The sequence below is a fragment of the Breznakia sp. PFB1-19 genome, assembly GCF_029893935.1.
GTDB lineage: Bacteria > Bacillota_I > Bacilli_A > Erysipelotrichales > Erysipelotrichaceae > Breznakia > Breznakia blatticola.
This window is the reverse complement of record NZ_JARXXJ010000002.1, coordinates 92631-115881: the sequence shown is the minus strand read 5'-3', so window position 1 is coordinate 115881 and position 23251 is coordinate 92631. Positions and strand designations below refer to the sequence as shown.

The following is a 23251-nucleotide window of genomic DNA, read 5'->3' as shown; positions in this document are numbered from 1 at the left end:
AGACTCACAATATGTGAGTTTTTTTCGTTTATAACGCTTAACATACAATAGATAATCTAAACAAATCCCTACTCAATGGTTATATTAATTTTCGATACATTTACTTTTATTAACTAAAGAACTGACCGACTTCTCTTTATTGGTTGATACGATTTTACATCGTCAACGAGATCTTGTAGGCTAACTCATTAAATAAAAAGATGAACCATCTTTCAGGTCCATCTCTTCATTCTATAACTTTTCGCGTTTCACGTATGTTGTATGTAACAATTCGTGTGCTTTACCATGTCCTGGTTTACCAAGGAATTCATCGTAAATTCTTGTAATTGTTGGTGTTTCGTGAGATACACGGTATTTGTCAGAATCATCGATTTTGTATAGAACTTTTGCGCGTTCTGTACGAACATCAATGTTGTTTCTAACTTTGTCGCGTGGAATGATTTGTCCACCACCGTTAACACATCCTCCTGGACATGCCATAACTTCGATCATGTGGAATTCTTCTTTTCCTTCTTCGATTTCTTTCATTAACTTTCTTGCGTTAGCTAATCCAGAAACTACTGCAACTTTAACTTCTAAGTCACCCATTTTGTAAGTGGCTTTTTTAATACCTTTTGTACCACGAACTTCATTGATTTCAACTTTATCAAATGTTGGATCAATGATACGTCCAGCTGTACGAAGTGCAGCTTCCATAACTCCACCACTTGCTCCGAAGATTGTTCCTGCTCCAGAACCACATTCGAATGGATTATCGAAGTCTTCACCATCTAATTTTTCAAATTGGATAGCTGCTTCCTTAATCATGTGTGCAAGTTCACGAGTTGTTAATGCTACATCAACATCTTGGTCATCTTGCCAGTGTTGTTCTCCACGTTTTGCTTCGAATTTCTTAGCTGTACATGGAATTACTGATACTACGAATAGATCTTTTGGATCGATGTTTTCTTGTTCGCAGTAGTAAGATTTCAACAATGCACCAAACATTTGTTGAGGACTCTTACATGTACTTAAGTTAGGTAACATTTCTGGGTAGTTGTGCTCAGCAAATTTTACCCATCCTGGACAACATGAAGTAAACATTGGTAATACACCACCGTTACTTACGCGGTCAACAAGTTCGTTAGCTTCTTCAACGATTGTTAAGTCAGCTGTAACATCCATGTTAAATACTGCATCAAATCCTAAACGACGGCTAGCAGCGATCATTTGGCTTTCAGCGTTTGTTCCAATCGGCATACCGAATGCTTCACCAATTTGTGCACGAACACTTGGTGCTGTAAACATTACAACACGTTTGTTAGGGTCACTAATTGCATCCCAAACTTGTTTTTCGTGGTTTTTCTCAGAAAGTGCACCAACTGGACAAGCAACAATACATTGCCCACATCCAACACAAGGAGAGTTTTCTAAGTTGCGTTCAAACGCACATCCGATATGTGTATTGTGACCACGGTCAATTGCACCAATCGCATTAACTGCTTGCATTTGCACACAAGCACTTACACAACGACGACATAAGATACATTTGTTGTTGTCACGAACGACATATTCACTTGAGTTGTCGATTTCATAACGAACTCCAGTGTTTGGATATTTGTCTTCTTCAACTCCGTATTCTCTAGATAATTCTTGCAATTCACAGTTTGTGCTACGAACACAAGATAAACATTTTTTGTTGTGATCAGAAAGTAATAACTCTAAGTTACCTTTTCTTGCATCACGTACAGTTTTTGTATTTGTAAAAACTTCCATTCCTTCTTCAGCTGGTAATACACAAGAAGCCGTTAAACCTTTACGACCTTTGATTTCTACCACACAAATACGACATGAAGCAATCGCACTTACTTCACGTAAGTAACATAATGAAGGAATTTCTACACCTGCTAATTTAGCAGCGCTCATAACGGTAGTTCCTTTAGGAACAGTTACATCTATACCGTTAACTTTTAAATTAATATCGCTCATATTTACCTCCTTCATTACCCTCTCACTACTGCACTAAACTTACATGCATCCATACATGCACCACACTTGATACATTTGCTTTGGTCGATGACGTGAGGTTTTTTCACTTCACCTGCAATACAACCTACTGGACACTTACGTGCACAAGCTGTACATCCAATACATTTGTCTTCGATGATTGAATATTGTAGTAAGTCTTTACATACACCTGCTGGACATCTTTTATCCACGATGTGTGCTAAATATTCATCTCTAAAGTGTTTTAGTGTAGAAACTACTGGGTTACTTGCTGTTTGCCCTAAAGCACACAGTGAAGACGTTTGCATTTGTTTAGATAATTCTTCAATAGTATCTAAATCGCTAAGTTCTCCATTTCCAGAAGTAATTTTTTCAAGAATTTCGTATAGACGTTTTGTACCGATACGACATGGTGTACATTTTCCACAAGACTCATCAACTGTAAAGTCTAAGTAGAATTTCGCAATATCCACCATACATGTGTCTTCATCAAGCACAATAAGTCCACCTGAACCCATCATCGATCCAAGTTTTACTAAGTTATCAAAGTCAATTGCAACATCCATTTGGCTTGCAGGAATACATCCTCCAGAAGGTCCTCCTGTTTGTGCAGCTTTGAATTTTTTACCGTTTGGTACTCCACCACCGATTTCGTTAACGATTTCACCTAATGTGATTCCCATAGGAACTTCCACTAGACCAACGTTTTTAACTTTACCACCGATAGCGAATACTTTTGTTCCACGACCACCTTCAGTACCCATGCTAGAGAACCATTCAGCTCCCTTAAGGATAATTTGTGGCACGTTAGAGTATGTTTCTACGTTGTTAAGTACTGTTGGTTTACCAAATAACCCTTTAACAGCAGGGAATGGTGGACGTGGTCTTGGTTCTCCACGGTTACCTTCAATACTTGTAATAAGTGCTGTTTCTTCCCCACAAACGAAAGCTCCAGCTCCTAAACGAATTTCCATATCGTAGTCGAATCCAGTTCCGAAAATATCTTTTCCTAAGAATCCGTCACGACGTGCTTGGTCGATCGCAATTTGTAAACGTTGTACAGCAATTGGGTATTCAGCACGTACGTATACGAAACCATGGTTGGCTCCGATTGCGTAAGCAGCTAATGCCATTGCTTCAATAATAACATGTGGATCACCTTCAAGAATTGAACGGTCCATGAATGCTCCTGGATCCCCTTCATCAGCGTTACATGCTACATATTTTGTACTATTTTCTTCTCTAGCCGCAAATGACCATTTAAGACCTGTAGGGAATCCTCCCCCTCCACGTCCTCTTAGTCCGCTGGCTTTTATTGTGTCAATTACATCTTCAGGAGTCATTTCCGTTAGAGCTTTGTATAACGCTTGGTATCCATCAGTTGCAATGTATTCTTCAATTTTTTCTGGGTCAATAACCCCACAATTTCTTAAAGCAACACGTTTTTGTTTCTTATAGAAATCTGTATCTTGTAGAGGAAGCACTTTACCTTCAGGACTTACTGTATCTTCATATAATAAGTCTGTACACACTTCTCCCCCGATAATGTGTTTATTTAAAATAATATCCATACTTTCTGGAGTTACTTGTGAATAGAATACTCCTTCTGGATAAACAAGTACGACTGGTCCTAGCGCACATAAACCAAAACATCCTGTTTTTACAACTAATACTTTATCAGTTAAGTTGTTTTCAGCTAATACTGTATCAATTTGGTCAGCTAGTTTACGTGAACCTGATGAAGTACATCCTGTACCTGCACAAATAACAATTTGTTTTTCATATTCACTATCTTGAACTAGTGCCTCATGAGAGTTTAATGCTTGACGTACGTGAACCACGTTTTCATAACGTTTTTTAATATTTTGTAATGTTTCGAAATCCATATGTTTCCCTACGCCTCCATATCTCTGTATTTACGTAAGATACCGTCAACTTCTTCAACAGTAACCTTTCCGTAAACATCTTCATTTACTAAGATAACTGGTGCTAAACCACAAGCACCAACACAACGAGTTGCATCAATTGAGAATAATCCATCCTCTGTACAACCACCTGCTTTGATGTTTAATTTGTTTTGGATTTCATCCAATACTTTATCTGCACCTTTTACGTAACATGCAGTCCCCATACAAACACTAATTTTGTATTTACCTTTTGGTACGAGTGAGAACTGTGAGTAGAATGTAACTACTCCATAGATTTCAGATAATGATTTATCTAAACCGTTAGCGATCATTTTTTGCACTTCTAAAGGTAAGTACCCATAGATTTCTTGCGCTTCTTGCAAGACAGGCATTAACCCACCGCGTTGATCTTTATGTTTAGCAATCACTTCATTAAGCAAATCTTCTTGCTCTTTAGTTCCTTGAAACGGAACGACTTTTTCTGACATTCGCGATCCTCCTTAAAATTCTTATGCGCTCATAGACTATTATAGTATAAATAAGTTCAGTTTTCCACAACTTTAGCAAAAGATTGAAAGCACTACCAATCCTTTATTTATCAGTATTTTTGTTAGTTAAAGGTAACTATAAAATATGTACAGTACGCCTTTCATAACATGTGCAATTTTCATCAAGAAAACGCTATTTTGAAGGATTTGTACAGTATAAATAAAAAAAGAATCAACCTTTTGCACCAAATCGCTATGCAATAAGATTTATCCACTACTTTGCAATAACAACGATTTATTTGTACTAAAAGATTCATTCAGTTTGCACAGTGCACTTTATTGTTCATAAAAAGGCGAAAGAGCACTAAAAAGAACAGACACTTGTCACGCTAACGTTCTGTTCCTTTTGAATCCTTATATTTCATCTTGCAATAAATCTGCTAAACATAATTCAGCTCTATCAAAATTGTGTAATCGTTTATACTCAATTAGCGTGGAAATTAATAAATCGACATTTGAGAAATAATTATAGATAAAATCATATTTTTTTATTTGATTCATTTTAAGTATTTGTTTGCAGTAAACCGATGGTTTCATTTTACTCTTGTATTTCTGATAATCGCTATACTTATTTTCAGCAATGATAATTAGTATTTCAACTTCAGGACAAGTTAAGTATGTTTTTACAGAGTGAATTTTCATTCGATGCAACGTTTTCCGTGGCTCAAACTTTTCTTTCTTACTATCGATAATTCTCACAACCTCAATTCTTTGGTCTCCAAAATCGCGATTTAAATGGTTTTGTACTAATTTGTCAATTGTCATCCGCCCAAAAATTTGCTCATAGAGAAGTTCTGATTTGTTAAACCTAAGTTTATTACTGTCCAACAATCTATCGATAATTGCTTTTTCTGCGTTCCCTTCGCACATACATACAATTATATTCATTAGAGTTTACTCCTCTATTTTACTGTTTTGATTTCTGTTTTTAGAAAACATCTTAACAATTGATTTATGTAATCGCATGTAAGCATCGTAAGAAATAGTTGTACCAACTTTCCCTGCATCATTTAAATACCACTCACTTTTCTTAATATCTGTTCGCTTTTGCAACTTTGAAAGATTTACAAGCGATAAATCGCAAGACTTCTGTTCTTTATTCGCTATATAGATTGAGTCATTTCGATCTAATACATCAACAATTTCTGAATAATGTGTACTAAAAATAAGAGTAGCAGCATTTGGATTGGTATCTTTAGACCTGAAGAGACGAATAATATCAATAATAATAGATTTATGAAAGTGATTCTCAATTTCATCAACTACAAAGTATCCACCTGATCGTAGAATAGATATTATATAGTTAAACATTAGCAAACCTTTTCGTGTTCCCGAAGATAAAATTGTCCATAATTCTGAATATGTTAGTTCCATCGCTTTATTTGAACTATAAAATTTTAAAAGATACAATGATTTACGTGAGTTTTCAACACTAACATTTTTCACATATTCAATTGATTTATCGAAATATTGTATAATTTCGACAGATGTATCTAACGTGTGAAGTCGAATAGAATCATTATCATCATAGAAATCAATAATTGATTGATCCTTATTGCCTATAGTAATCCATGATATTGATTTATCCAACTCTAAAAAAGCTTTCATTTCATTATTCAGTGTTAAACGCTCCATGACTTTGCTATATGTATCGCTATCTCGATAGTTTGATTTGTTTACTGCTGTATTCAAGCTTCTTTCAAAAATTATTTCATTTACAAAGTAAAATTCTTCATCCTCATCATCTTTTATAATTCGAGATTCTAGATGATATACCTTTTTATCCTTAGTATAAAATAAATCTACTTCAATGGGTGAATCAATATAAATGGTTTTTAGGAATTTATTGATTTCTATATTATTTAAATTTCTATTACAAAGAAAAACTAAACAAATAAATTTTAGCATTTCTATTGTCGTTGTTTTTCCTGACGCATTAGTTCCTAGAATAGATATTAATTTATTCACATAAAAATTATCCGAAAGTGCGAATACATCATTATCCAAACTATATTTCACAACATTTTGGGAGTTCACGCAACTAAATTCAAATGTTTTTTCTTTATATCGCTTTATATTTGAAACTTTTACAAATAATAGTCTAGTAATATCATGCATAACTTATCACCTCTTTTAAAGTATACGACATTTCCGTTTAAATTAAAAGCAAATATGATTTTTGTTCTATTTTTCTATGCATTTTTATGATTTTTTAGTAATTATTAAAAAAGACCGATATTTTTAAATATCGATCCAGATCACTAATTTTTCAAACTTTGAAGCGGTGCTGGGATTTTCCCTTTACGGTTAATCATTACACTACAGTCTGTTTGGTTAATTTTCATAACTGGCCCAGATCCTAGTAGTCCACCAAATTCAAGTTCATCTCCAACATCTTTTCCAATTGCTGGAATAAGACGTACTGCAGTAGTTTTTGAGTTCACCATACCAATTGCTGCTTCATCTGCAATAATTCCAGAAATCACAGATGCACTTGTGTATCCAGGCACAACAATCATATCTAGTCCTACACTACATACAGCTGTCATCGCTTCTAGTTTTTCAAGAGTTAAAACACCTTTACGAGTTGCTTCAATCATTCCTGCATCTTCACTCACTGGAATAAATGCTCCAGAAAGTCCTCCAACAGAACTACTTGCCATAACTCCACCTTTTTTAACCGCGTCATTCAACATGGCTAAACATGCAGTAGTTCCATATGCTCCACATACATCAAGACCCATTTCTTCAAGAATGTAAGCAACTGAATCTCCTACAGCAGGTGTTGGTGCTAATGATAAATCCACAATTCCAAATGGCACACCTAGTCGTTCACTTGCTAAGTTACCAACCATTTGTCCCATTCTCGTGATTTTAAATGCAGTCTTTTTAATCAAGTCTGCAATTTCATCCATTGGTAAATCCTTTGGTGCTTTGGCAAGTGCTGCACGAACAACACCTGGACCACTAACTCCAACATGCAATACAACATCAGGTTCACCAACTCCGTGGAATGCTCCAGCCATAAATGGGTTATCTTCTGGTGCATTACAGAAGACAACTAATTTAGCTGCCCCAATACATTGGCGATCTTTTGTTAGTTCACTAGCTTCTACAATTTTGCGTCCCATCAATTCAACAGCATTCATATTAATTCCTGCTTTTGTTGAACCGATGTTTACCGAAGCACAAACATGTTCTGTTTCTGCTAAGGCACGAGGAATACTTTCCATTAATTCGCGGTCTCCAGCGGCACACCCTTTTTGAACAAGCGCACTGTATCCACCAATAAAGTTAACACCAACAGCTTGTGCACACTTTTCTAATACATGTGCATACTTAACAGGGTCTCCCCCACTAACAGCAACAAGCATTGAAATTGGTGTAACAGAAATACGTTTATTAATGATAGGAATTCCATATTCCTTTTCAATTTGTTCACCAACAGCCACTAAGTTTTTTGCTTTTGTTGTAATCTTGTTGTAGATTTTCTCACAAGATTTATCTATATCGGCATCTGCACAGTCTAAAAGTGAAATACCCATGGTAATCGTACGGACATCAAGATCTTCTTCATTGATCATCTTGATCGTTTCAAGTATGTTATCGACATTAATCATAGAAACACTCCTTAAATTGTGTGCATAGATTTAAAGATATCTTCATGCATAACATGAATATCTAAACCTTTGCTTTTCCCAAATGCTTCCATGTCATCAACAAACATTGTAAATTCTGTTGCCAATTGATCAACCTCAACTAACATAATCATTACGAACATATCGTCCATAATCGTTTGTGATACATCCACAACATTTGCTTTTGCTTCTGCACATTTGTTTGAAACGTTTGCTAAAATTCCAACTCCATCTTTTCCAACTACACTTATTACTGCGCGCATAACTTTTCCTCCTCTTACAAACAATTGTATTCATACTGCGAACACTTTCATTTTTTCTATTATATGAAATATGCACAAGAAACACAATAAAATTATGCCTTAGTTTTCCTGTATTGCTCATGTAACCGCTATATCTAATATATCCATATTTTATATACATCAAAAATCCAGCTAATTTGAAAAAGTGAACCCTTTGTTGATGCAAATTTTAACTTATACACATTCTTCCTTTGACTTGTATTCAAGATAGCGTAGAAATAGCATATTGGATATTAAGAAGAAATGTCCAGTAATACTGTACTCAATATCGTAATATCCAGTTGGAAAATCACTTGATGTAAAGGTGATTGCATAATTGGCATGTTTTTCAAGATAACTTTCCCCATCACGACATACACCAAGCACAGGAATATGCATACGATTTAAATACTTTAATAGATTAATCATCGTGCTGTTATTTCCTTGATATGATGCAACAATGAAGAAATCTTGTGCATCTACATACGTAAGTAGGGTATCTAATTCATGATCTCCTTCAATTACATGAATGATTTTTTGACGATATGCAAATTCTCGTTTCAATTCCATCGCAAAATTATACTGCACAGTTCCTGTAGCAAATACAAATATTCGATTGGCTTTATCAAGTTTCTCTAAACATTCATGCAAATCCATACTCTTTAATCTATGCATCGTTCGTTCTAATTCTTGAATGGACTGATCAATGATTGCCACATCAAATTTTGATTCATCGTCTAGCTCCATCTTGATGCGAAACTTCAATTCACTATACCCTTCAAGTCCCAGTTTTTTGGTAAAACTTAAAATTCTTGTGTGCGATAAATTACATACTTGGGCAAGTTCCAATACACTCATTTTCTTACATTGGCGCTTATGATGATAAATATACTGCCAAATGTATAAATCCGTTTCATTGAGTTCTTCATATTTTTGACGAACGAGTTCTTCTAATCGAATCATTGAAACTCACCTTCTTTCATTTGCATGTAACACATCAACAAATAATCGATGAGGATGTAATAATTGACTAAGGCTTCATATCTTGCACCACAAGGATTATCCACATTTACAGGTTCTACAAATAAGCAATGCTCTGCAATATGCGTCAATGAATTATCTTTATTTACACTTATAGAAATCATTGGAATGTTATTGATTTTTAGTTGTCTAGCAAATTCCAACATTCGTATCGTTTCCCCAGAATACGTAATAATTAAAACTAGATCAGTCGGTTGAAGTACTTGTAAGAAAGCATCTTTATCCATGTGATCATCAATGTGAAAAAATAGTTTCTTTACATTAAGAAATGAACGTTTTAATTCTTTTGCTACACTACTTTGTACATTGCCCGTACTAAATACATACAGATTTCTTGCTTTTGCAATTGCATCTACAATCGGTTTGAAGTTTACAGTCTTTAGATACTCTGTGTAATTTGCATATGCTTGAAATACTTGTTGTTGGCGGTCTGCTTGTTCTTGCTCTTTTACTAATTCTTGTGCAAGAAGCACCTTAAATTCACTGTATCCTTTACATCCAATTTTCTTCGCAAAGCGTAAAATTGTTGTACGTGATACATTACAACGTTTTGCTAGCTCCTCAATTGAGACATGAACACAGTCTTTTTGATTTTTTGAGATAATCTTCCAAATGTATAAATCATTCTCATTTAAGTTTTGGTAATTCGCATTTACTCGTTCGAATAGTTTCATTTGCTTTCCTCTATAACTTTACTTTACCCCACCCAAACTTACTTGTCTACCCTTACATAAATAAGTGCCAACGATTGCTGGCACTTATCTTACTTGTATTCAAGTATTACATCTTCATTTGCTTTCACTGCTTTTGAGTAGTATTTCTGAACTTGATGCTGATTATCATCGACAATGACTAACATAATGATATCCTTAAGTCCATGTTCTTTAAAGTACGCTAAATCAAAACTAATCAGTGATTGTCCAGCTTTTACATGATCTTGAATATGTACATGCCGTTTAAAAACATCCTTTTTGCATGCAAAGGTATCAAGTCCAATATGAATTAACATCTCTACACCATCAGAATTAATAAAGCCAATTGCGTGAGAGCTTTCATCATTAGCAAGTGTGATACGTGCATCACATGGAGCAACCACACAACCACTGGTTGGTTGTATTGCAATTCCATCACCCATCATCTTTTGTGAAAACACATCATCAGGTACATGCTCTAATTCTACACTTTCGCCATCCACAAACGCGTAGAGTTCTTTGTTTTTCTTTTTAAAAAACATTATTTAAGTTCTGGCCAATACTCTTTATTTGCTTCAATTAAGTCATCTAGGATCAATTTAGCAACGCGCGCACTTGGCACTGTTTTTGAAAGCGTAATTGCTTGCCATAGTTTTTGGTATGATCCTTCAATCCAAGCAGCAACTGTTAACTTTTCAACAGATACTTGTTGTTCCATCAATCCTTTTTGGAATTGTGGGATGGCTCCTTGCACAATTCTTTCGTATCCATTACTTCCAACAATACAAGGTACTTCTACCATTGCTGTACGATCAAAGTTTTCAATTGTTCCTTCATTAGGTACAATCAACAACATTTTCTCTTTTGTGTTTTTTGCGATTGCACAAGCTAAGTCCACAATGTATGTTGCATGTGCATCTGGTTCAAATGGTGAACCTTTTGCAGTACCTGCTTCAATGATGTTATTGCAAACTTCAAAGATATGTTTTTCTCTATGTTCCATAACTTCATTAGCACGTGTATGATTAGGATTTGCATGTTCAACAACATAGTCGGGGAATAAGTAATATTTCAAATATGTATTTGGAATAGTTTCTGGATCTAGTGCATATACATCTTTTGCTTTAGCAAATGTGTCCATCCATGAATTTTCAACATGTTGATCTGTTTGACTAATTGCACCAGCAAATCCATTTTCTGCCATCTTTTTACGAATGATTGGCATTAAATCATTTCCTTCATTGTCATAAATCTTGTGCCACCAACCAAAGTGGTTTAATCCATAATATTGTGTATCAAGTTGTTTACGGCTTTTCAAGCCAACCATGTCTGCCATTTTTTCTTCAAGGTCAACTGGCATATCACATATATTAAGAATTTTTGAATCTGGACGTAAGCGTCTTGTTGCTTCTGCAACAATAGCTGCAGGATTTGAATAGTTTAACATCCATGCATTTGGTGAATACTTTTCCATATAATCAATCAGTTCAATAATTCCACCAATTGAACGCATTCCATATGCGATACCACCTGGACCACAAGTTTCTTGTCCAACAACTCCATACTTTAATGGAATCTTTTCGTCTTTTTCACGCATTGCATATTTTCCAACACGAATGTGTGCCATACAGAAATCTACATCTGTAAATGCTTCTTCTGGATCAGTTGTATAACTAAACTCAATCTCTGGTGCATTTTCTTTAATGTATATTTCACATGCCTTTGCGATGGTTTCTTGACGCTTACCATCATTGTCATAAAACTTAATTTTACGAATTGGAAAACGGTCTTGTTCCTCAAGCAACATTAACGCAATTCCTGGTGTAAAGGTACTTCCTCCACCGGCTACTACTATTGAATACTTTTTCATGTGTTTTTGCCTCCTCTACATGATTTGCATAGATGCATAGAAACATAGAATACTAAGTGCCATAATAGCAACATTAGGTATCATGTAAGACCATGCATGTCGTATCGTTTCAAATACTTGTGCTCTTGTCCAAGATGATTTGTATAAACGGTATGTTTGAATTGCTAGAAATCCTAACACACAAACATAGAATATATTTCCTAGTAGCATTTGTGCTACCATCAACATCATTAAACTAAAGATCACAATATTTGTATCTTTTGCCTCTATTTGTTTTTTGAAATACTGTAGTTGATACGCTACAAATGGATTGATGATTGCTACTAAAAAGGAAATAGCAACCGCAGGATCTTGTTGCAACAATGCTTGCAAGTCCATTTGCGAACCAATCAATTTATACGAAACTTGAATATAGAACATGATAGGCGTCACACATAGAAGTATTTGTGCTAACGTATACCATTTCTTTAACTTTTTAGTTTTCATCATATCGTCCTTTCTTATGCAGCTAGTAATTTTTCAAAGTCATCACGAACAGATGCAACAGTTAATCCAATAATTACTTGCATTGATTTTCCTTTAGCTGCTAATCCATGTGTTCCAATTTGTTTGAAATACTTATCGTCTTTTACAATTGTTTCATCTTTTACGGTGACGCGAAGACGTGTCACACAGTTTGTAACATCTTCAATATTATCCGCACCACCAAGTCCTTCTAATATCATTTCAACATATGCCAAATCGTTACCTGAAGATGTCATTCCTTTTTTCTCTCTGAATTCTTTTTTTGAGTAGAATTTTACATCTTCATCTTCATCAACTTCTCTTCCTGGTGTTGCGAAGTTAAATTTTAAAATCAACGTTCTAAATACAATGAAGTAAATTCCTGTAAAGGCAATTCCAATTGCAAATTGAATCAAATACGTTGACCAGTGTGAACTCATTAATGGAATCCAGTTTAAGGCAGCACATTCAATTGCTCCACCTGAGAAAATTCCAACAACTCCAGCCATATATGCCACCGTTGCAAGTGTTGCTGCTAAGATACAGTGCACAACATATAGTGCGGGCGCAATAAACAAGAATGTAAACTCAATTGGCTCAGTAACACCACACATAACAGCTGTTAAAGTAATTGGTATTAATAATCCTAGTACACGTTTTTTCTTTTCCGATTTTGCAGTTGCATAGAATGCTAAAGCAATACCTGGACAACCAAACATCTTAGACATTCCTGTAAGTGTAAATCCAAATTGTGGTGCAAGTGATTTTAATGATTCACTTGATGCTGCCAATGTTGGTAACATGTTTGCCCAAGCAGAATACATACCACCAGTAACTACCGCATTATCGTAGAAGAATGGTGAGTACAGTAAGTGGTGAAGTCCAAATGGAATCAGTAATCTTTCTAAGAAGATAAATACCCAAACTCCAAAGTTACCTGTCGTCACCACAAATCCTTGGAATGCAGTCATCGCCCCTTGAACCATTGGCCATAACCAAGCAGACAATAATGCTACTGGAATCATCACAAAGAATCCAATCATAACAACGAATGTTGATCCATTAAATGTTCCTAACCACTCTGGAAGTTTCGTGTCGTAGAAACGGTTGTGAATATAAATCACGATTCCAGAAATCATTAATGCACCAATCATTCCCATATCTAGTGTTTTAATATTTGCAATCATCGTTAATCCACTAGTTCCACCTATATCTTGGCTAAAGTCTACACCAAACGTTGGACCCCATTGCGCAAGAATCGTACTTAAGAAATAATGGAATGTTAGAAATAATACGAGTGCTTCCATACATGCACGTGCATTTTGTTTTTTTGCAAGTCCAATTGGTAAGCTTACCGCAAATAGTAATGGAAGTTGATTAAATACTGTCCATCCTCCTTGTAAAATGATATTCCAACACTGATACCATATGTGTGTTGGTGCTGCCATTCCACCCATAATCGCTTCTGTCGTAAACAATGTTCCAACTCCAATACAGATTCCCGCAAACGCGAAAAGCAGTACCGGCGTGAACATCGCTCCTCCAAATCTTTGTATTTTTTGCATCATATCGTTTACCCCCTTTTAGAACAATCGTAACTGATATTGCTTGATACATTCACATCATAACATCCGATTTTTGAAGCACAATACTTTGCGATTCTTTGGGAACAAATACACAATTTCATACATATGAATATATCCTGTGATTTTTCACAAAGCCTTTAAAATAGGCATAATATTCACTTTTTTATGACTGCACGTAAAAAAAGACCAAGTGCATATTTACTTGCATTTGGTCGATTTATTTTATGTATTACTGATGATTTTTTATTCTTGTACAGGTACCTTTTTTGTTTTCGCACTTAAGATATATGCACCAAGCAATGAGGTAAATGGTACAGTCAATACAATCCCAATACTTCCTGCTAATGCCTGTGCAATCTCTAGTGAAACATAGTCCATGTTAAGTATTTGATTGGCATTTACACTGTATGCCATAAATAGAATCATTGTCGCAAAGGAACTTCCTGCATACGCAAGAATTAATGTATTTGACATCGTTCCTATCATATCTTTTCCTACATTGATTCCAGATTGAAATAATTGATATGCAGATAACTCTGGATTTACTTCATGTATTTCATGTAGTGTACTTGCAATACTCATTGCCACATCTAATAAGGCTCCCACTGCCGCAATCAATACTCCGGCAAATAATATATCGCGGATATGTAGTCCTGTTTGATTGGCAATCATAAACAATGTTTCAACTTCTTCTAACTGAAATCCTGACACTCGTAAAATCGATGAAAAGATATTGAAGATGAGTCCTGCAACCATCACACCACATGCAGTCCCCACAAAGGCTACTAATGTCTTCTTTGTTGGTCCATCAATAATCAGTAAGGTAAAAGCAGATATAATCACTGCACTTATAATCGCAATCAAGATTGGTGAGTACCCATGGAAGATTAGTGGTAAGGTGAAAAATAGAACAGTTATAAAAGTAAAGGCTAAACCAATAGATGCTTTTAGTCCCTTCATTCCACCTACTGCAATCATCAACACCACAAATAGTCCAATCATTAAGTAGATACCATTTGTTCGTTGATAATTGTAGATACTTACACTGTTTCCTGCTTGTGTTTCATCTACTGCCACAATGACTTTACTACCTTCTTCAACTAGAATGTTATGTGTTTTCGTGACATAGTTGGTAATACTAAATTCTTTACCTTCTAGTTTCCCGCTTGTCACTTTTACTTTTACATCCTGTGTTCCACGATATCCTGAACTCGTTTGTTCATCCGCTTCTAAGTATTGATCATGCACTTTAGTAATCGTAGCTTTTTCGTATTGTAGATTATCTGCATGTATTAGTGAATAGGATTCTAGTTTCTCTGTATTTAACCAATATAAAAACACAAAGAAACAGCATGCACACACAAGTAACACGATTGTACTGATTCTCTTTTTATCCATCGTTATCTTTTTCATCATGTAATTAAGAGAGATAGCTTATCCACTATCTCTCACCTTTCTATTCCATTATTTTGTAATAGAGTCTTAATCAAACTTAGTTTTTTCTTTTTAGCTTGTAAGCTCCTAATACCATACCACTAGCTAGTAACATCAAGGCAAATACCATTGGTGTTGTACTATCTCCTGTATCAGGTGATGTTGCTGGTTTTGATACATCATTATCTTTTGGTGTATCAACTACTGGCTTTTCATCCACTGGTTTTTCTACCACTGGTGTATCCGCAGTTTTCTTAATTGTATAACTATCTACTGTTTCTAATGTATCTGTACGGTATGCTTCCATTGTAAATGTATCATCTGTAAATGACAAGTGCATAAACATTGGTACTTTTGGTTGTGCACGTTTTGCTAGATATTCATATTCTGTAACTAAATCATAGTATTTACTTCCACTTGCACTACTTGTTGTTAGATATAAAATTCCATCAGGATTTTCTACTTCACTTGCAGTTGCATCAATTCCTTCTACAGGCATGAAGTTTTTCATAATCTTTGTACGTGCATAGCAGTGGTCGTGTCCCATTAAGACTACATCCACACCTAATTCTTCAAATACCGGCACGAATGCTTGTTGTCTTGGTTCTACTTGATCTTTATATGTTGATTGTTTTCCAGATGCATAAATACTTTGGTGGAACATTACAACTTTCCATGCAAAGTCTTGATCTTTCGTTTCTTCGTTTACTTTACGCATGAACTCAACATGTTCTTCATTGTTTGAATTACTTGTATTCAGTACCATGTATAGTACATTTCCATATGTATAGTAGTAATCACTATTTGCAGCACTTGCACCCAATCCTGAAAGATTTGGTTCATTGAAGTGGTTTCCATAGTTTTTGGCAATATCGTGGTTTCCTACAGCTGTAGCTGATGGAATTCCTTGTAGTGCTTTTGGTGTAAAGTATGCATCATACTCACTTTCTTTATTGGCTACATCGACCATATCTCCAGTATTGGCAATAAAGCTTACATTTGGGAACATTCCTAATGCTTTATCTAATGTATTTTCCCATCCAAGTAAGTCCGTTGGAATGGTTCCTGTACCGATTTGTGCATCTGATAAGAAGATAAATTCATATCCATTATCTACATTTTTCGTAGTTAGTTTGTATACTTTTGAATATCCATCTGCATTTCCGACACGATATACATAATTTTTACCTGGTTCAATTCCATTGTAATCTACTTTATTTGAGTAGTAGTGTGTATCTGTGAATTTTGTATATGCTTTTTCAGTTGATTTAGCAGGTATTGTTGATGCTTTTGCTTCATCAAATACGCTTACATCATTACCTTCCATGATTTGAAGTGCTCCTGCATTTTCAGAAGTCGCAAACCAAGCAAGGTTTAATGAACTTTCATCTCTACCTACGTTTAATGATACATTTTTCACTGCATCACTATCTGGTAATTTATCACCAGCAGGGTTGATGTTGAATTCAACTAATTCAAATAATGCATCTTCATCCACTTCATCATATGTGTGAAGTTCCACTGCAATTGTGATATCCATAAATGTATTTCCATACGCATCAGTATCAGCAACATCCAACTGACTAACTGTCATTTTCCAATCATCATCCCAAACATCTTTGTATGTGCCAGGAACATAACCATCAGCTAAACTTGATACATCTTCTACCAAGAATTCTTCTTCGATATATTCATCAACTTTTACTTGACTACCATACTCTGTATTTGCTTTATAGTTGCTTGTTGGAATGTTGAAGAAATTTCCAACTGGTTTTCCGTTGATGTACATAATCATTGCATCATTATACTTAACTTTTCCAGTAATCGCATAAATGCTATCTACTTGTTTTTGTGTTAAGCGGAATGTGTGACGTAAATAGTATGTACTGTATGTTGTCCCATCATCGTTTGTCTTTAACACTTGTCCATTATCATTTTCTTTTGTCGTAAATTTCTTTCCTTGATATGTAGGCCAAGCAGCATCATCAAATTTCATATCGACACCATAGTCTAACCAACCAATTGGGTACGCCCAACCGTTACGTTTATTCCATCCTTCATACCATGTATCTTTATTTGGATCTGTATTATCATCCAAATATTTCCACTCCATTGTGTCTTGCGCTACATTATAATTCGACAAGACTTCGATTGGAGCTTCATCTTGTGTTTGTGTGACAAAAACTTTATGTTCGCCACCAAAGTTTCCACTCAACAATGTCATAATTGTTACTAATGTTATTCCAATTTTCTTAAACATAATTATCTCCTTACATGTTCAATTTCATTACTTGCTACCTATCATCGTGATACTTTACTTATAACGATGACTATTCAATGCATTTATGAAGCCTAGTACTCGTAATTATGTGTACATACATAACTCCACCCAAATTTGCATCCTTTGTAGTTACACTTGATGTATCTTTTTTCACCTAATCTTTTTGATATTTTCAAGTTATTCTACGACCAAGCTACAATAACATTACCTTTACACACAAAAATACCCCCTCTTTATTATCATTCCTCCTTCTATATAATCTTTATGATTACAAAATACAAAAGTAAGAAAATTTTGACACACAACTTTCCCCAAAATTTTATATCACTTCTTTTCTTATCTGTCCCCATTATGAAAGATTGCTATTTTCTAAGCAACCTAACATTTGCACCCTACCCGTGCATATTCCTGTTTTTTCATTTAATAATGATAACGTGTATTTACCGATTGTTGTATAAAATACAAAAAGCAACCGAAATTGGTTGCTAATTCAAATAGCAACTACATTTGGTTGCTTTTCTATTGTAATAAAAGATTAGATGGTAAGATTTTGAATTGTCTTTACTACATCATCTTTGGTTAAGCCAAACTCTTTTTGTAAGTATTCTTGTGAACCTACTTGTCCAAATGCTTCTTTACAGCCCATTCTCGTTAATGGAATTTGTAATGCTTGTTCTGCTATTACTTCAGCTACTGCACTACCTAGACCACCCGTAATTGAATGATTTTCCAAAACAACGATATGTTTTTTATCTTTGCTATGTTTAAGAATTGCCTCAACATCTAATGGTTTAATTGTAAACATATCAAGAACTTCAACATCGATACCTTGATTTGCTAGTTCATCTGCTGCATCAAGTGCATCACTGACAAGTTGTCCTGCACTAATTAATAGTACATCTTTACCTTCACGTAATAGATTTGCTTTTCCTAATTTGAAAGTTGAACCTTTCGCATAAAGATTACGTACACCTTTACGATTTCCACGTATATAGTGTATTCCATCCATCTTCGCAAATTCTTTAATGATCCAATCCATTTGTACATCATCAGCAGCATCACAAATCACAACATTTGGAATGGTGCGCATCAGTGCTACATCTTCCCATGTTGTATGTGTTCCACCATTTGGTCCAGCACAAAATCCTGGATCTGATCCATAAATATTTAATGTATTAAATGCATATGCTCCAGATAAGAAAATTTGATCAAATACGCGTCGTGATGCAAATGGTCCAAACGTATGCACAAATGGCACAAAACCAGTAACACTTAATCCTGCAGCTACTCCAATCATATTTGCTTCAGCAATACCTACATTAATAAAGTTATCTGGATGTGACTTTTGAATATTTGTCCATCCACTAGCACCACCTAAGTCTGCTTCAAGTGCAACTACTTTTGCATTTTCTTGTATTGCTTCTTGTAGGGCACCAACTACCGACATACGCATTTCTTGTTTGTCTTGTCTATATCTATCTAAAGTAAACATTAGGCACCCTCCTTTGCAATATATGCTTCCAAGTTTGCAATTGCTTCACTTGTTGCTAGTTGTGTTTCTTCGCTGTTAAATTTTACAGAGTGATTTGCTGCTAACTGTTCAAAGTATGGAATTCCTTGTCCTTTAATTGTATCTAGAACAATACATACAGCTTGATCTTTTACATCCAAACTCAATTCGATTGCATCAGCGATAGCTTTTTCATCTACACCATTAACACTTACTGTATGAAAACCAAATGCACGCATTTTTGCTTCAATATCAAATGGATTACAAACATCGCATGTATATCCATCTAACTGTCTTTTATTATTATCAATAAAGACGATGCAATTATTCAGTTTATTATGTGCGATATATTGGAATGCTTCCCAACATTGCCCTTCATTTAGTTCTCCATCACCAACGATTAGATATACTTTTTGGTCTGTGTGATTCATTTTGAAGCCTGTCGCGATTCCTGCTGCTACACTGGTTCCTTGACCTAATGAACCAGTTGTCATATCAACACCTGGTGTTTTTGAACGGTCTGGATGTGAAGGCATATTTGTACCTCCAGCATTTAAGGTATACAGCATATCTTTTTCAAAAAAACCAACATTTGCCAATGTCGCATATAATCCAGGACCAGCATGACCTTTTGATAAAACAAACATATCTCGCTTGTCCCATGATGGATTACTTGCATCGTAGCGCATATACTTTCCATAAAGTACACTCAACACTTCAACAATAGATAACGATCCCCCAACATGTCCGTATCCTAATGATGATAGCATTTTGATCACATCAAGACGAATCTTTGCAGATAGTACTTTCAAATCTTTTACTTCACTTGCATTCATACATCAAACCTCGCTACTTCTTCATCTCTGCATCGAGTTTTGTTTCTAGTTCCGTCATGTCCATAATGTTATCTAAGATAATCACTCTTGGTAAAGAAGACACGAATTGTTCCAAATCTTTTCCAACAACAAATAAGTCTGCTGCATTTTCTGTTGCATCACTTACTGATGAGTGTGTTACATCAATTCCTGTGTAGCCAAGGTTTTTTAATGTTTTTTCAACATTCATACGAACAAGCATACTTGATCCTAACCCTGAACCACAGCAACACATGATTCTTTTTACTTCCATATTTTTTCCTCCTTATGAAATTATTATACATTTTTAAATAAAGGAGATACGTAACATATCTCCTTTTTTGACCATATGTCAATTACTCATTTATTCAATTAGTCTGCTTTTTTCTTTGGCATAATGTAGTTGTAAGCAATCGGGATTAAGAATAATACAATACATACAACCATTAATGCATTTCCTTGCACAAATTGTGCGATGTTTCCAAAGAAGATACCAGCGACTGAGAAGTCAGCATCTGAGAATGTTGTGTTCGCAAAGTTTAACGCTCCCATAACTGGCATACAAATTGCAGGTAGGAATGTGATCAGTAATCCGTGTAGGAATGAACCAACTACACATCCACGTAATCCACCTTCTGCATTTCCAAATACTCCAGCAGTTGCACCACAGAAGAAGTGAGGAATTACACCTGGTAAAATTAAGGCAACAGGAATGATTGAAGAGTTAATAAATCCAAGAATAAACAATCCAACAATTCCACCAAAGAATGAAACTAAGAATCCAATCAATACCGCATTTGGTGCATATGGGAATACCACTGGGCAGTCAAGTGCAGGTTTTGCATTTGGTACAAGTTTTTCTGCGATTCCTTTAAATGCAGGTACGATTTCTCCAATGATTAAACGTACCCCAGATAGAATAATGTATACTCCTCCAGAGAAGTTTAATCCACGAATGAATGCCCAAATAAACCAGTTCTCACCGTTGAAAATTGGATCAAGAACTGCTGAATCACCTTTTCCAACTGCTACTGCTGTAACTAAAATGAAGAAGACAACCATTGTTAAACCAATTGCAACTGTTGTATCACGCAAGAATGAGAAACGTTGTGGGAAGTTAATATCTTCTGATGATTTTTTCCCTTTTACTAATTTTCCAACTTGTGCAGAGAACCAGTATCCAACACTACCAAAGTGTCCAAATGCAAGTTCATCCGTTTTTACGATTTTACGCATCGTAGGTTGTGTAATTGCTGGTGCAAGTACCATGATTAAACCAAGAACTAATCCACCAGAGATAATTAATGGAACTCCACTTAATCCACCAATGTTTAAAATAACAGCTAGCATACATGCCATGTATAGTGTGTGGTGTCCAGTTAAGAAAATGTAGTTTAATCTAGAGAAACGAGCAATGATAATATTTGCGACCATTCCTGCACACATAATGTATGCTGTTTCTTTTGCGAAATCTGCTAACCCTAAAGAAACAATCGCTTCATTGTTTGGAACAACCCCTTGTACTCCAAACGCGTAGTTAAATAGTGTTCCAAAATCATTTAATGATCCTGTTTGCAGGAAACTTGCTCCAGCACTTAACACTAAGAACCCAACAATTGTTTTTACGGTTCCTTTAACTACATCCTCTACTGGTTTCTTTTGTAGAATTAACCCCAGTAGTGCCATCAAACCAACAAGAATTGACGGCGTTGACAAAATGTCTAAAATTACTTGTAAAAAACTGTTCATTTGTAAACCCCCTTTAAATTATGTTTTACTAACAGTTATTCATTTGCAGCTGCAATGAATTGCGTATATGCATCATCTGCAGTTTTTGCAGTGGCAAGTTGTTCAATTCGTTTTTCATCTGTGAAGATATTAGATACAGCTTGCATCGCTTGCATGTGGGATTCTGAATCACTGGCAGCTAACGTTACGAGAAGTCGTACATCAAACCCATCTGGTTTGAAGCGTACTGGTTGACGTAATATCGTTATAGCCAATTGTTTTTTCAGTACCCCCTGCTCTGAACTTGCATGAAGTAAAGCTAAGTCTTTACATAGCACATAATATGGTCCAAATTTTTCAGTGTTTTCAATGATTGCATCGATATATCTTGCTTCTACATATCCACCATCGATCAATGGTTGTACGCCAACATGTATAGCATCTATCCAATCTTTTACACTCTCAACAATTTGTACGTTTTCACGTTGTAACATATTTTTCATGTTTTCCTCCCGCTTACTTCTTACAAGCACATTATCAAATAACTTAGACATAAATAGAAGTCCAAATGTATGCAACTGTTTGTGCAAAATTTGTACATTCTACAACTTCTTATCTTCATTATTGTACATAAAAACCCCATAAACATCATTGTTTTTTACAATCTGTCGATGGGGTGATCCGATTCTTCTATTTCGTTTTTAGTATCCGCCAGTGACTTTTTCACCAACGACAAGTTTAATTCCTGAACTTGTTCCAATACGTGTTGCACCCGCTTCTACCATTTTTTCAACGTCTTCAGCACTACGTACACCACCAGCAGCTTTTACTTCTGCTTTATCACCAACCGTGTCTTTCATCAATTTTACAACACGTGGGTTTGCACCTTCTGTTGAAAATCCAGTACTTGTTTTCACAAAATGTGCACCTGCTTCAACACAAAGCTCACTTGCTTTTATAATTTCTTCGTCTGTTAATAAACAAGTTTCTAAAATTACTTTTACGGTATTTCCTTTTGCAGCTTCAACTACTGCACGTACATCTTCACGTACTACATCATAGTTTTTGCCTTTTAATTCACCGATGTTTAAAACCATATCGACTTCTTTTGCACCTTGTTCGATTGCTACTTTTGTTTCCCAAGCTTTTGCAGCTGTACTCATCGCACCTAGTGGAAATCCAACAACTGTACAAACTTTTACATCCGTTCCTGCAAGTTGTTCTACACAAAAAGGTACCCAGTATGAGTTTACACAAACACTCATAAAGTCATATTCTTTCGCTTCTTGGCATAACTTTGCAATTTGATCACGAGTTGCATCTGCCTTTAATAACGTGTGATCAATTAATTTATTCATTTTCATTTTTATTTCTCCTTTGTTTTTTATTTA

At 35.3% G+C, this 23251-nt stretch carries 21 protein-coding genes; all 21 read right to left on the bottom strand.

Going from position 1 to position 23251, the window contains the following annotated elements; translation table 11 throughout:
* Positions 1 to 231 precede the first annotated feature (231 nt).
* The gene (locus tag M2098_RS01955) at positions 232 to 1968 is read right to left on the bottom strand and encodes an NADH-dependent [FeFe] hydrogenase, group A6 (protein ID WP_280681244.1); all 1737 of its coding nucleotides are present in this window, start codon (positions 1966 to 1968) and stop codon (positions 232 to 234) included.
* 14 nt (positions 1969 to 1982) lie between these two features.
* Entirely contained in the window at positions 1983 to 3872 is a 1890-nt protein-coding gene (nuoF, locus tag M2098_RS01950; protein ID WP_280681242.1) for an NADH-quinone oxidoreductase subunit NuoF, read from the bottom strand.
* Positions 3873 to 3880: 8 nt separating this feature from the next.
* Positions 3881 to 4381, bottom strand: a complete 501-nt coding sequence (locus tag M2098_RS01945; RefSeq protein WP_134169646.1) for an NAD(P)H-dependent oxidoreductase subunit E — start codon at positions 4379 to 4381, stop codon at positions 3881 to 3883.
* Positions 4382 to 4795: 414 nt separating this feature from the next.
* Positions 4796 to 5311, bottom strand: coding sequence for a hypothetical protein (locus tag M2098_RS01940; protein ID WP_280685241.1), 516 nt, complete (start codon positions 5309 to 5311; stop codon positions 4796 to 4798).
* Positions 5312 to 5335: 24 nt separating this feature from the next.
* Complete coding sequence (locus M2098_RS01935; protein WP_280681238.1) at positions 5336 to 6559, bottom strand: AAA family ATPase; 1224 nt, start codon at positions 6557 to 6559, stop codon at positions 5336 to 5338.
* Positions 6560 to 6702: 143 nt separating this feature from the next.
* Complete coding sequence (locus M2098_RS01930) at positions 6703 to 8061, bottom strand: PFL family protein (RefSeq protein WP_134169648.1); 1359 nt, start codon at positions 8059 to 8061, stop codon at positions 6703 to 6705.
* A gap of 11 nt (positions 8062 to 8072) precedes the next feature.
* Positions 8073 to 8342, bottom strand: coding sequence for an ACT domain-containing protein (locus tag M2098_RS01925; protein ID WP_134169650.1), 270 nt, complete (start codon positions 8340 to 8342; stop codon positions 8073 to 8075).
* Between the two features lie 213 nt (positions 8343 to 8555).
* Complete coding sequence (locus tag M2098_RS01920; protein WP_280681237.1) at positions 8556 to 9323, bottom strand: MurR/RpiR family transcriptional regulator; 768 nt, start codon at positions 9321 to 9323, stop codon at positions 8556 to 8558.
* Positions 9320 to 10075: a MurR/RpiR family transcriptional regulator gene (locus M2098_RS01915; protein ID WP_280681236.1), complete on the bottom strand. Its 756-nt coding sequence runs from the start codon at positions 10073 to 10075 to the stop codon at positions 9320 to 9322. The genes M2098_RS01920 and M2098_RS01915 overlap by 4 nt, the downstream gene beginning before the upstream one ends.
* Positions 10076 to 10164: 89 nt before the next feature.
* The gene (locus M2098_RS01910; protein WP_280681234.1) at positions 10165 to 10635 is read right to left on the bottom strand and encodes a PTS glucose transporter subunit IIA; all 471 of its coding nucleotides are present in this window, start codon (positions 10633 to 10635) and stop codon (positions 10165 to 10167) included.
* Positions 10635 to 11963, bottom strand: coding sequence for a 6-phospho-alpha-glucosidase (locus M2098_RS01905; protein ID WP_280681233.1), 1329 nt, complete (start codon positions 11961 to 11963; stop codon positions 10635 to 10637). Before M2098_RS01905 ends, M2098_RS01910 begins: the two co-directional genes overlap by 1 nt.
* Before the next feature lie 15 nt (positions 11964 to 11978).
* Entirely contained in the window at positions 11979 to 12452 is a 474-nt protein-coding gene (locus tag M2098_RS01900; RefSeq protein WP_280686045.1) for a hypothetical protein, read from the bottom strand.
* Positions 12453 to 12463: 11 nt separating this feature from the next.
* Positions 12464 to 14035 carry an alpha-glucoside-specific PTS transporter subunit IIBC gene (locus tag M2098_RS01895; protein WP_280681229.1) on the bottom strand — a complete coding sequence of 524 codons (1572 nt, stop codon included), beginning with the start codon at positions 14033 to 14035 and terminating at the stop codon, positions 12464 to 12466.
* Between the two features lie 261 nt (positions 14036 to 14296).
* Positions 14297 to 15451: a YibE/F family protein gene (locus M2098_RS01890; protein ID WP_280681228.1), complete on the bottom strand. Its 1155-nt coding sequence runs from the start codon at positions 15449 to 15451 to the stop codon at positions 14297 to 14299.
* A 94-nt stretch (positions 15452 to 15545) separates the two neighbouring features.
* Positions 15546 to 17747 (bottom strand): metallophosphoesterase family protein, encoded by a 2202-nt coding sequence (locus M2098_RS01885; protein ID WP_280681227.1) that lies wholly within the window; start codon positions 17745 to 17747, stop codon positions 15546 to 15548.
* Between the two features lie 556 nt (positions 17748 to 18303).
* The gene (locus tag M2098_RS01880) at positions 18304 to 19260 is read right to left on the bottom strand and encodes a transketolase C-terminal domain-containing protein (RefSeq protein ID WP_280681226.1); all 957 of its coding nucleotides are present in this window, start codon (positions 19258 to 19260) and stop codon (positions 18304 to 18306) included.
* Entirely contained in the window at positions 19260 to 20114 is an 855-nt protein-coding gene (locus M2098_RS01875; protein ID WP_280681225.1) for a transketolase, read from the bottom strand. Before M2098_RS01875 ends, M2098_RS01880 begins: the two co-directional genes overlap by 1 nt.
* Before the next feature lie 13 nt (positions 20115 to 20127).
* The gene (locus M2098_RS01870) at positions 20128 to 20406 is read right to left on the bottom strand and encodes a PTS sugar transporter subunit IIB (protein ID WP_134171288.1); all 279 of its coding nucleotides are present in this window, start codon (positions 20404 to 20406) and stop codon (positions 20128 to 20130) included.
* Positions 20407 to 20504: 98 nt separating this feature from the next.
* Positions 20505 to 21881: a PTS ascorbate transporter subunit IIC gene (locus M2098_RS01865; protein ID WP_280681223.1), complete on the bottom strand. Its 1377-nt coding sequence runs from the start codon at positions 21879 to 21881 to the stop codon at positions 20505 to 20507.
* A 35-nt stretch (positions 21882 to 21916) separates the two neighbouring features.
* A complete protein-coding gene (locus M2098_RS01860) occupies positions 21917 to 22363 on the bottom strand; it encodes a PTS sugar transporter subunit IIA (protein ID WP_134171293.1) in 447 nt (148 codons plus the stop codon).
* A 198-nt stretch (positions 22364 to 22561) separates the two neighbouring features.
* Entirely contained in the window at positions 22562 to 23224 is a 663-nt protein-coding gene (deoC, locus tag M2098_RS01855; RefSeq protein WP_280681219.1) for a deoxyribose-phosphate aldolase, read from the bottom strand.
* Positions 23225 to 23251: the final 27 nt, after the last annotated feature.

What these genes read in the sequence shown, in the direction of transcription:
- M2098_RS01955 (WP_280681244.1), bottom strand. Translation starts at nt 1,968, where the DNA reads ATGAGCGATATTAATTTAAAAGTTAACGGTATAGATGTAACTGTTCCT.
- nuoF (WP_280681242.1), bottom strand. Translation starts at nt 3,872, where the DNA reads ATGGATTTCGAAACATTACAAAATATTAAAAAACGTTATGAAAACGTG.
- M2098_RS01945 (WP_134169646.1), bottom strand. Translation starts at nt 4,381, where the DNA reads ATGTCAGAAAAAGTCGTTCCGTTTCAAGGAACTAAAGAGCAAGAAGAT.
- M2098_RS01940 (WP_280685241.1), bottom strand. Translation starts at nt 5,311, where the DNA reads ATGTGCGAAGGGAACGCAGAAAAAGCAATTATCGATAGATTGTTGGAC.
- M2098_RS01935 (WP_280681238.1), bottom strand. Translation starts at nt 6,559, where the DNA reads ATGCATGATATTACTAGACTATTATTTGTAAAAGTTTCAAATATAAAG.
- M2098_RS01930 (WP_134169648.1), bottom strand. Translation starts at nt 8,061, where the DNA reads ATGATTAATGTCGATAACATACTTGAAACGATCAAGATGATCAATGAA.
- M2098_RS01925 (WP_134169650.1), bottom strand. Translation starts at nt 8,342, where the DNA reads ATGCGCGCAGTAATAAGTGTAGTTGGAAAAGATGGAGTTGGAATTTTA.
- M2098_RS01920 (WP_280681237.1), bottom strand. Translation starts at nt 9,323, where the DNA reads ATGATTCGATTAGAAGAACTCGTTCGTCAAAAATATGAAGAACTCAAT.
- M2098_RS01915 (WP_280681236.1), bottom strand. Translation starts at nt 10,075, where the DNA reads ATGAAACTATTCGAACGAGTAAATGCGAATTACCAAAACTTAAATGAG.
- M2098_RS01910 (WP_280681234.1), bottom strand. Translation starts at nt 10,635, where the DNA reads ATGTTTTTTAAAAAGAAAAACAAAGAACTCTACGCGTTTGTGGATGGC.
- M2098_RS01905 (WP_280681233.1), bottom strand. Translation starts at nt 11,963, where the DNA reads ATGAAAAAGTATTCAATAGTAGTAGCCGGTGGAGGAAGTACCTTTACA.
- M2098_RS01900 (WP_280686045.1), bottom strand. Translation starts at nt 12,452, where the DNA reads ATGATGAAAACTAAAAAGTTAAAGAAATGGTATACGTTAGCACAAATA.
- M2098_RS01895 (WP_280681229.1), bottom strand. Translation starts at nt 14,035, where the DNA reads ATGATGCAAAAAATACAAAGATTTGGAGGAGCGATGTTCACGCCGGTA.
- M2098_RS01890 (WP_280681228.1), bottom strand. Translation starts at nt 15,451, where the DNA reads ATGGATAAAAAGAGAATCAGTACAATCGTGTTACTTGTGTGTGCATGC.
- M2098_RS01885 (WP_280681227.1), bottom strand. Translation starts at nt 17,747, where the DNA reads ATGTTTAAGAAAATTGGAATAACATTAGTAACAATTATGACATTGTTG.
- M2098_RS01880 (WP_280681226.1), bottom strand. Translation starts at nt 19,260, where the DNA reads ATGTTTACTTTAGATAGATATAGACAAGACAAACAAGAAATGCGTATG.
- M2098_RS01875 (WP_280681225.1), bottom strand. Translation starts at nt 20,114, where the DNA reads ATGAATGCAAGTGAAGTAAAAGATTTGAAAGTACTATCTGCAAAGATT.
- M2098_RS01870 (WP_134171288.1), bottom strand. Translation starts at nt 20,406, where the DNA reads ATGGAAGTAAAAAGAATCATGTGTTGCTGTGGTTCAGGGTTAGGATCA.
- M2098_RS01865 (WP_280681223.1), bottom strand. Translation starts at nt 21,881, where the DNA reads ATGAACAGTTTTTTACAAGTAATTTTAGACATTTTGTCAACGCCGTCA.
- M2098_RS01860 (WP_134171293.1), bottom strand. Translation starts at nt 22,363, where the DNA reads ATGAAAAATATGTTACAACGTGAAAACGTACAAATTGTTGAGAGTGTA.
- deoC (WP_280681219.1), bottom strand. Translation starts at nt 23,224, where the DNA reads ATGAAAATGAATAAATTAATTGATCACACGTTATTAAAGGCAGATGCA.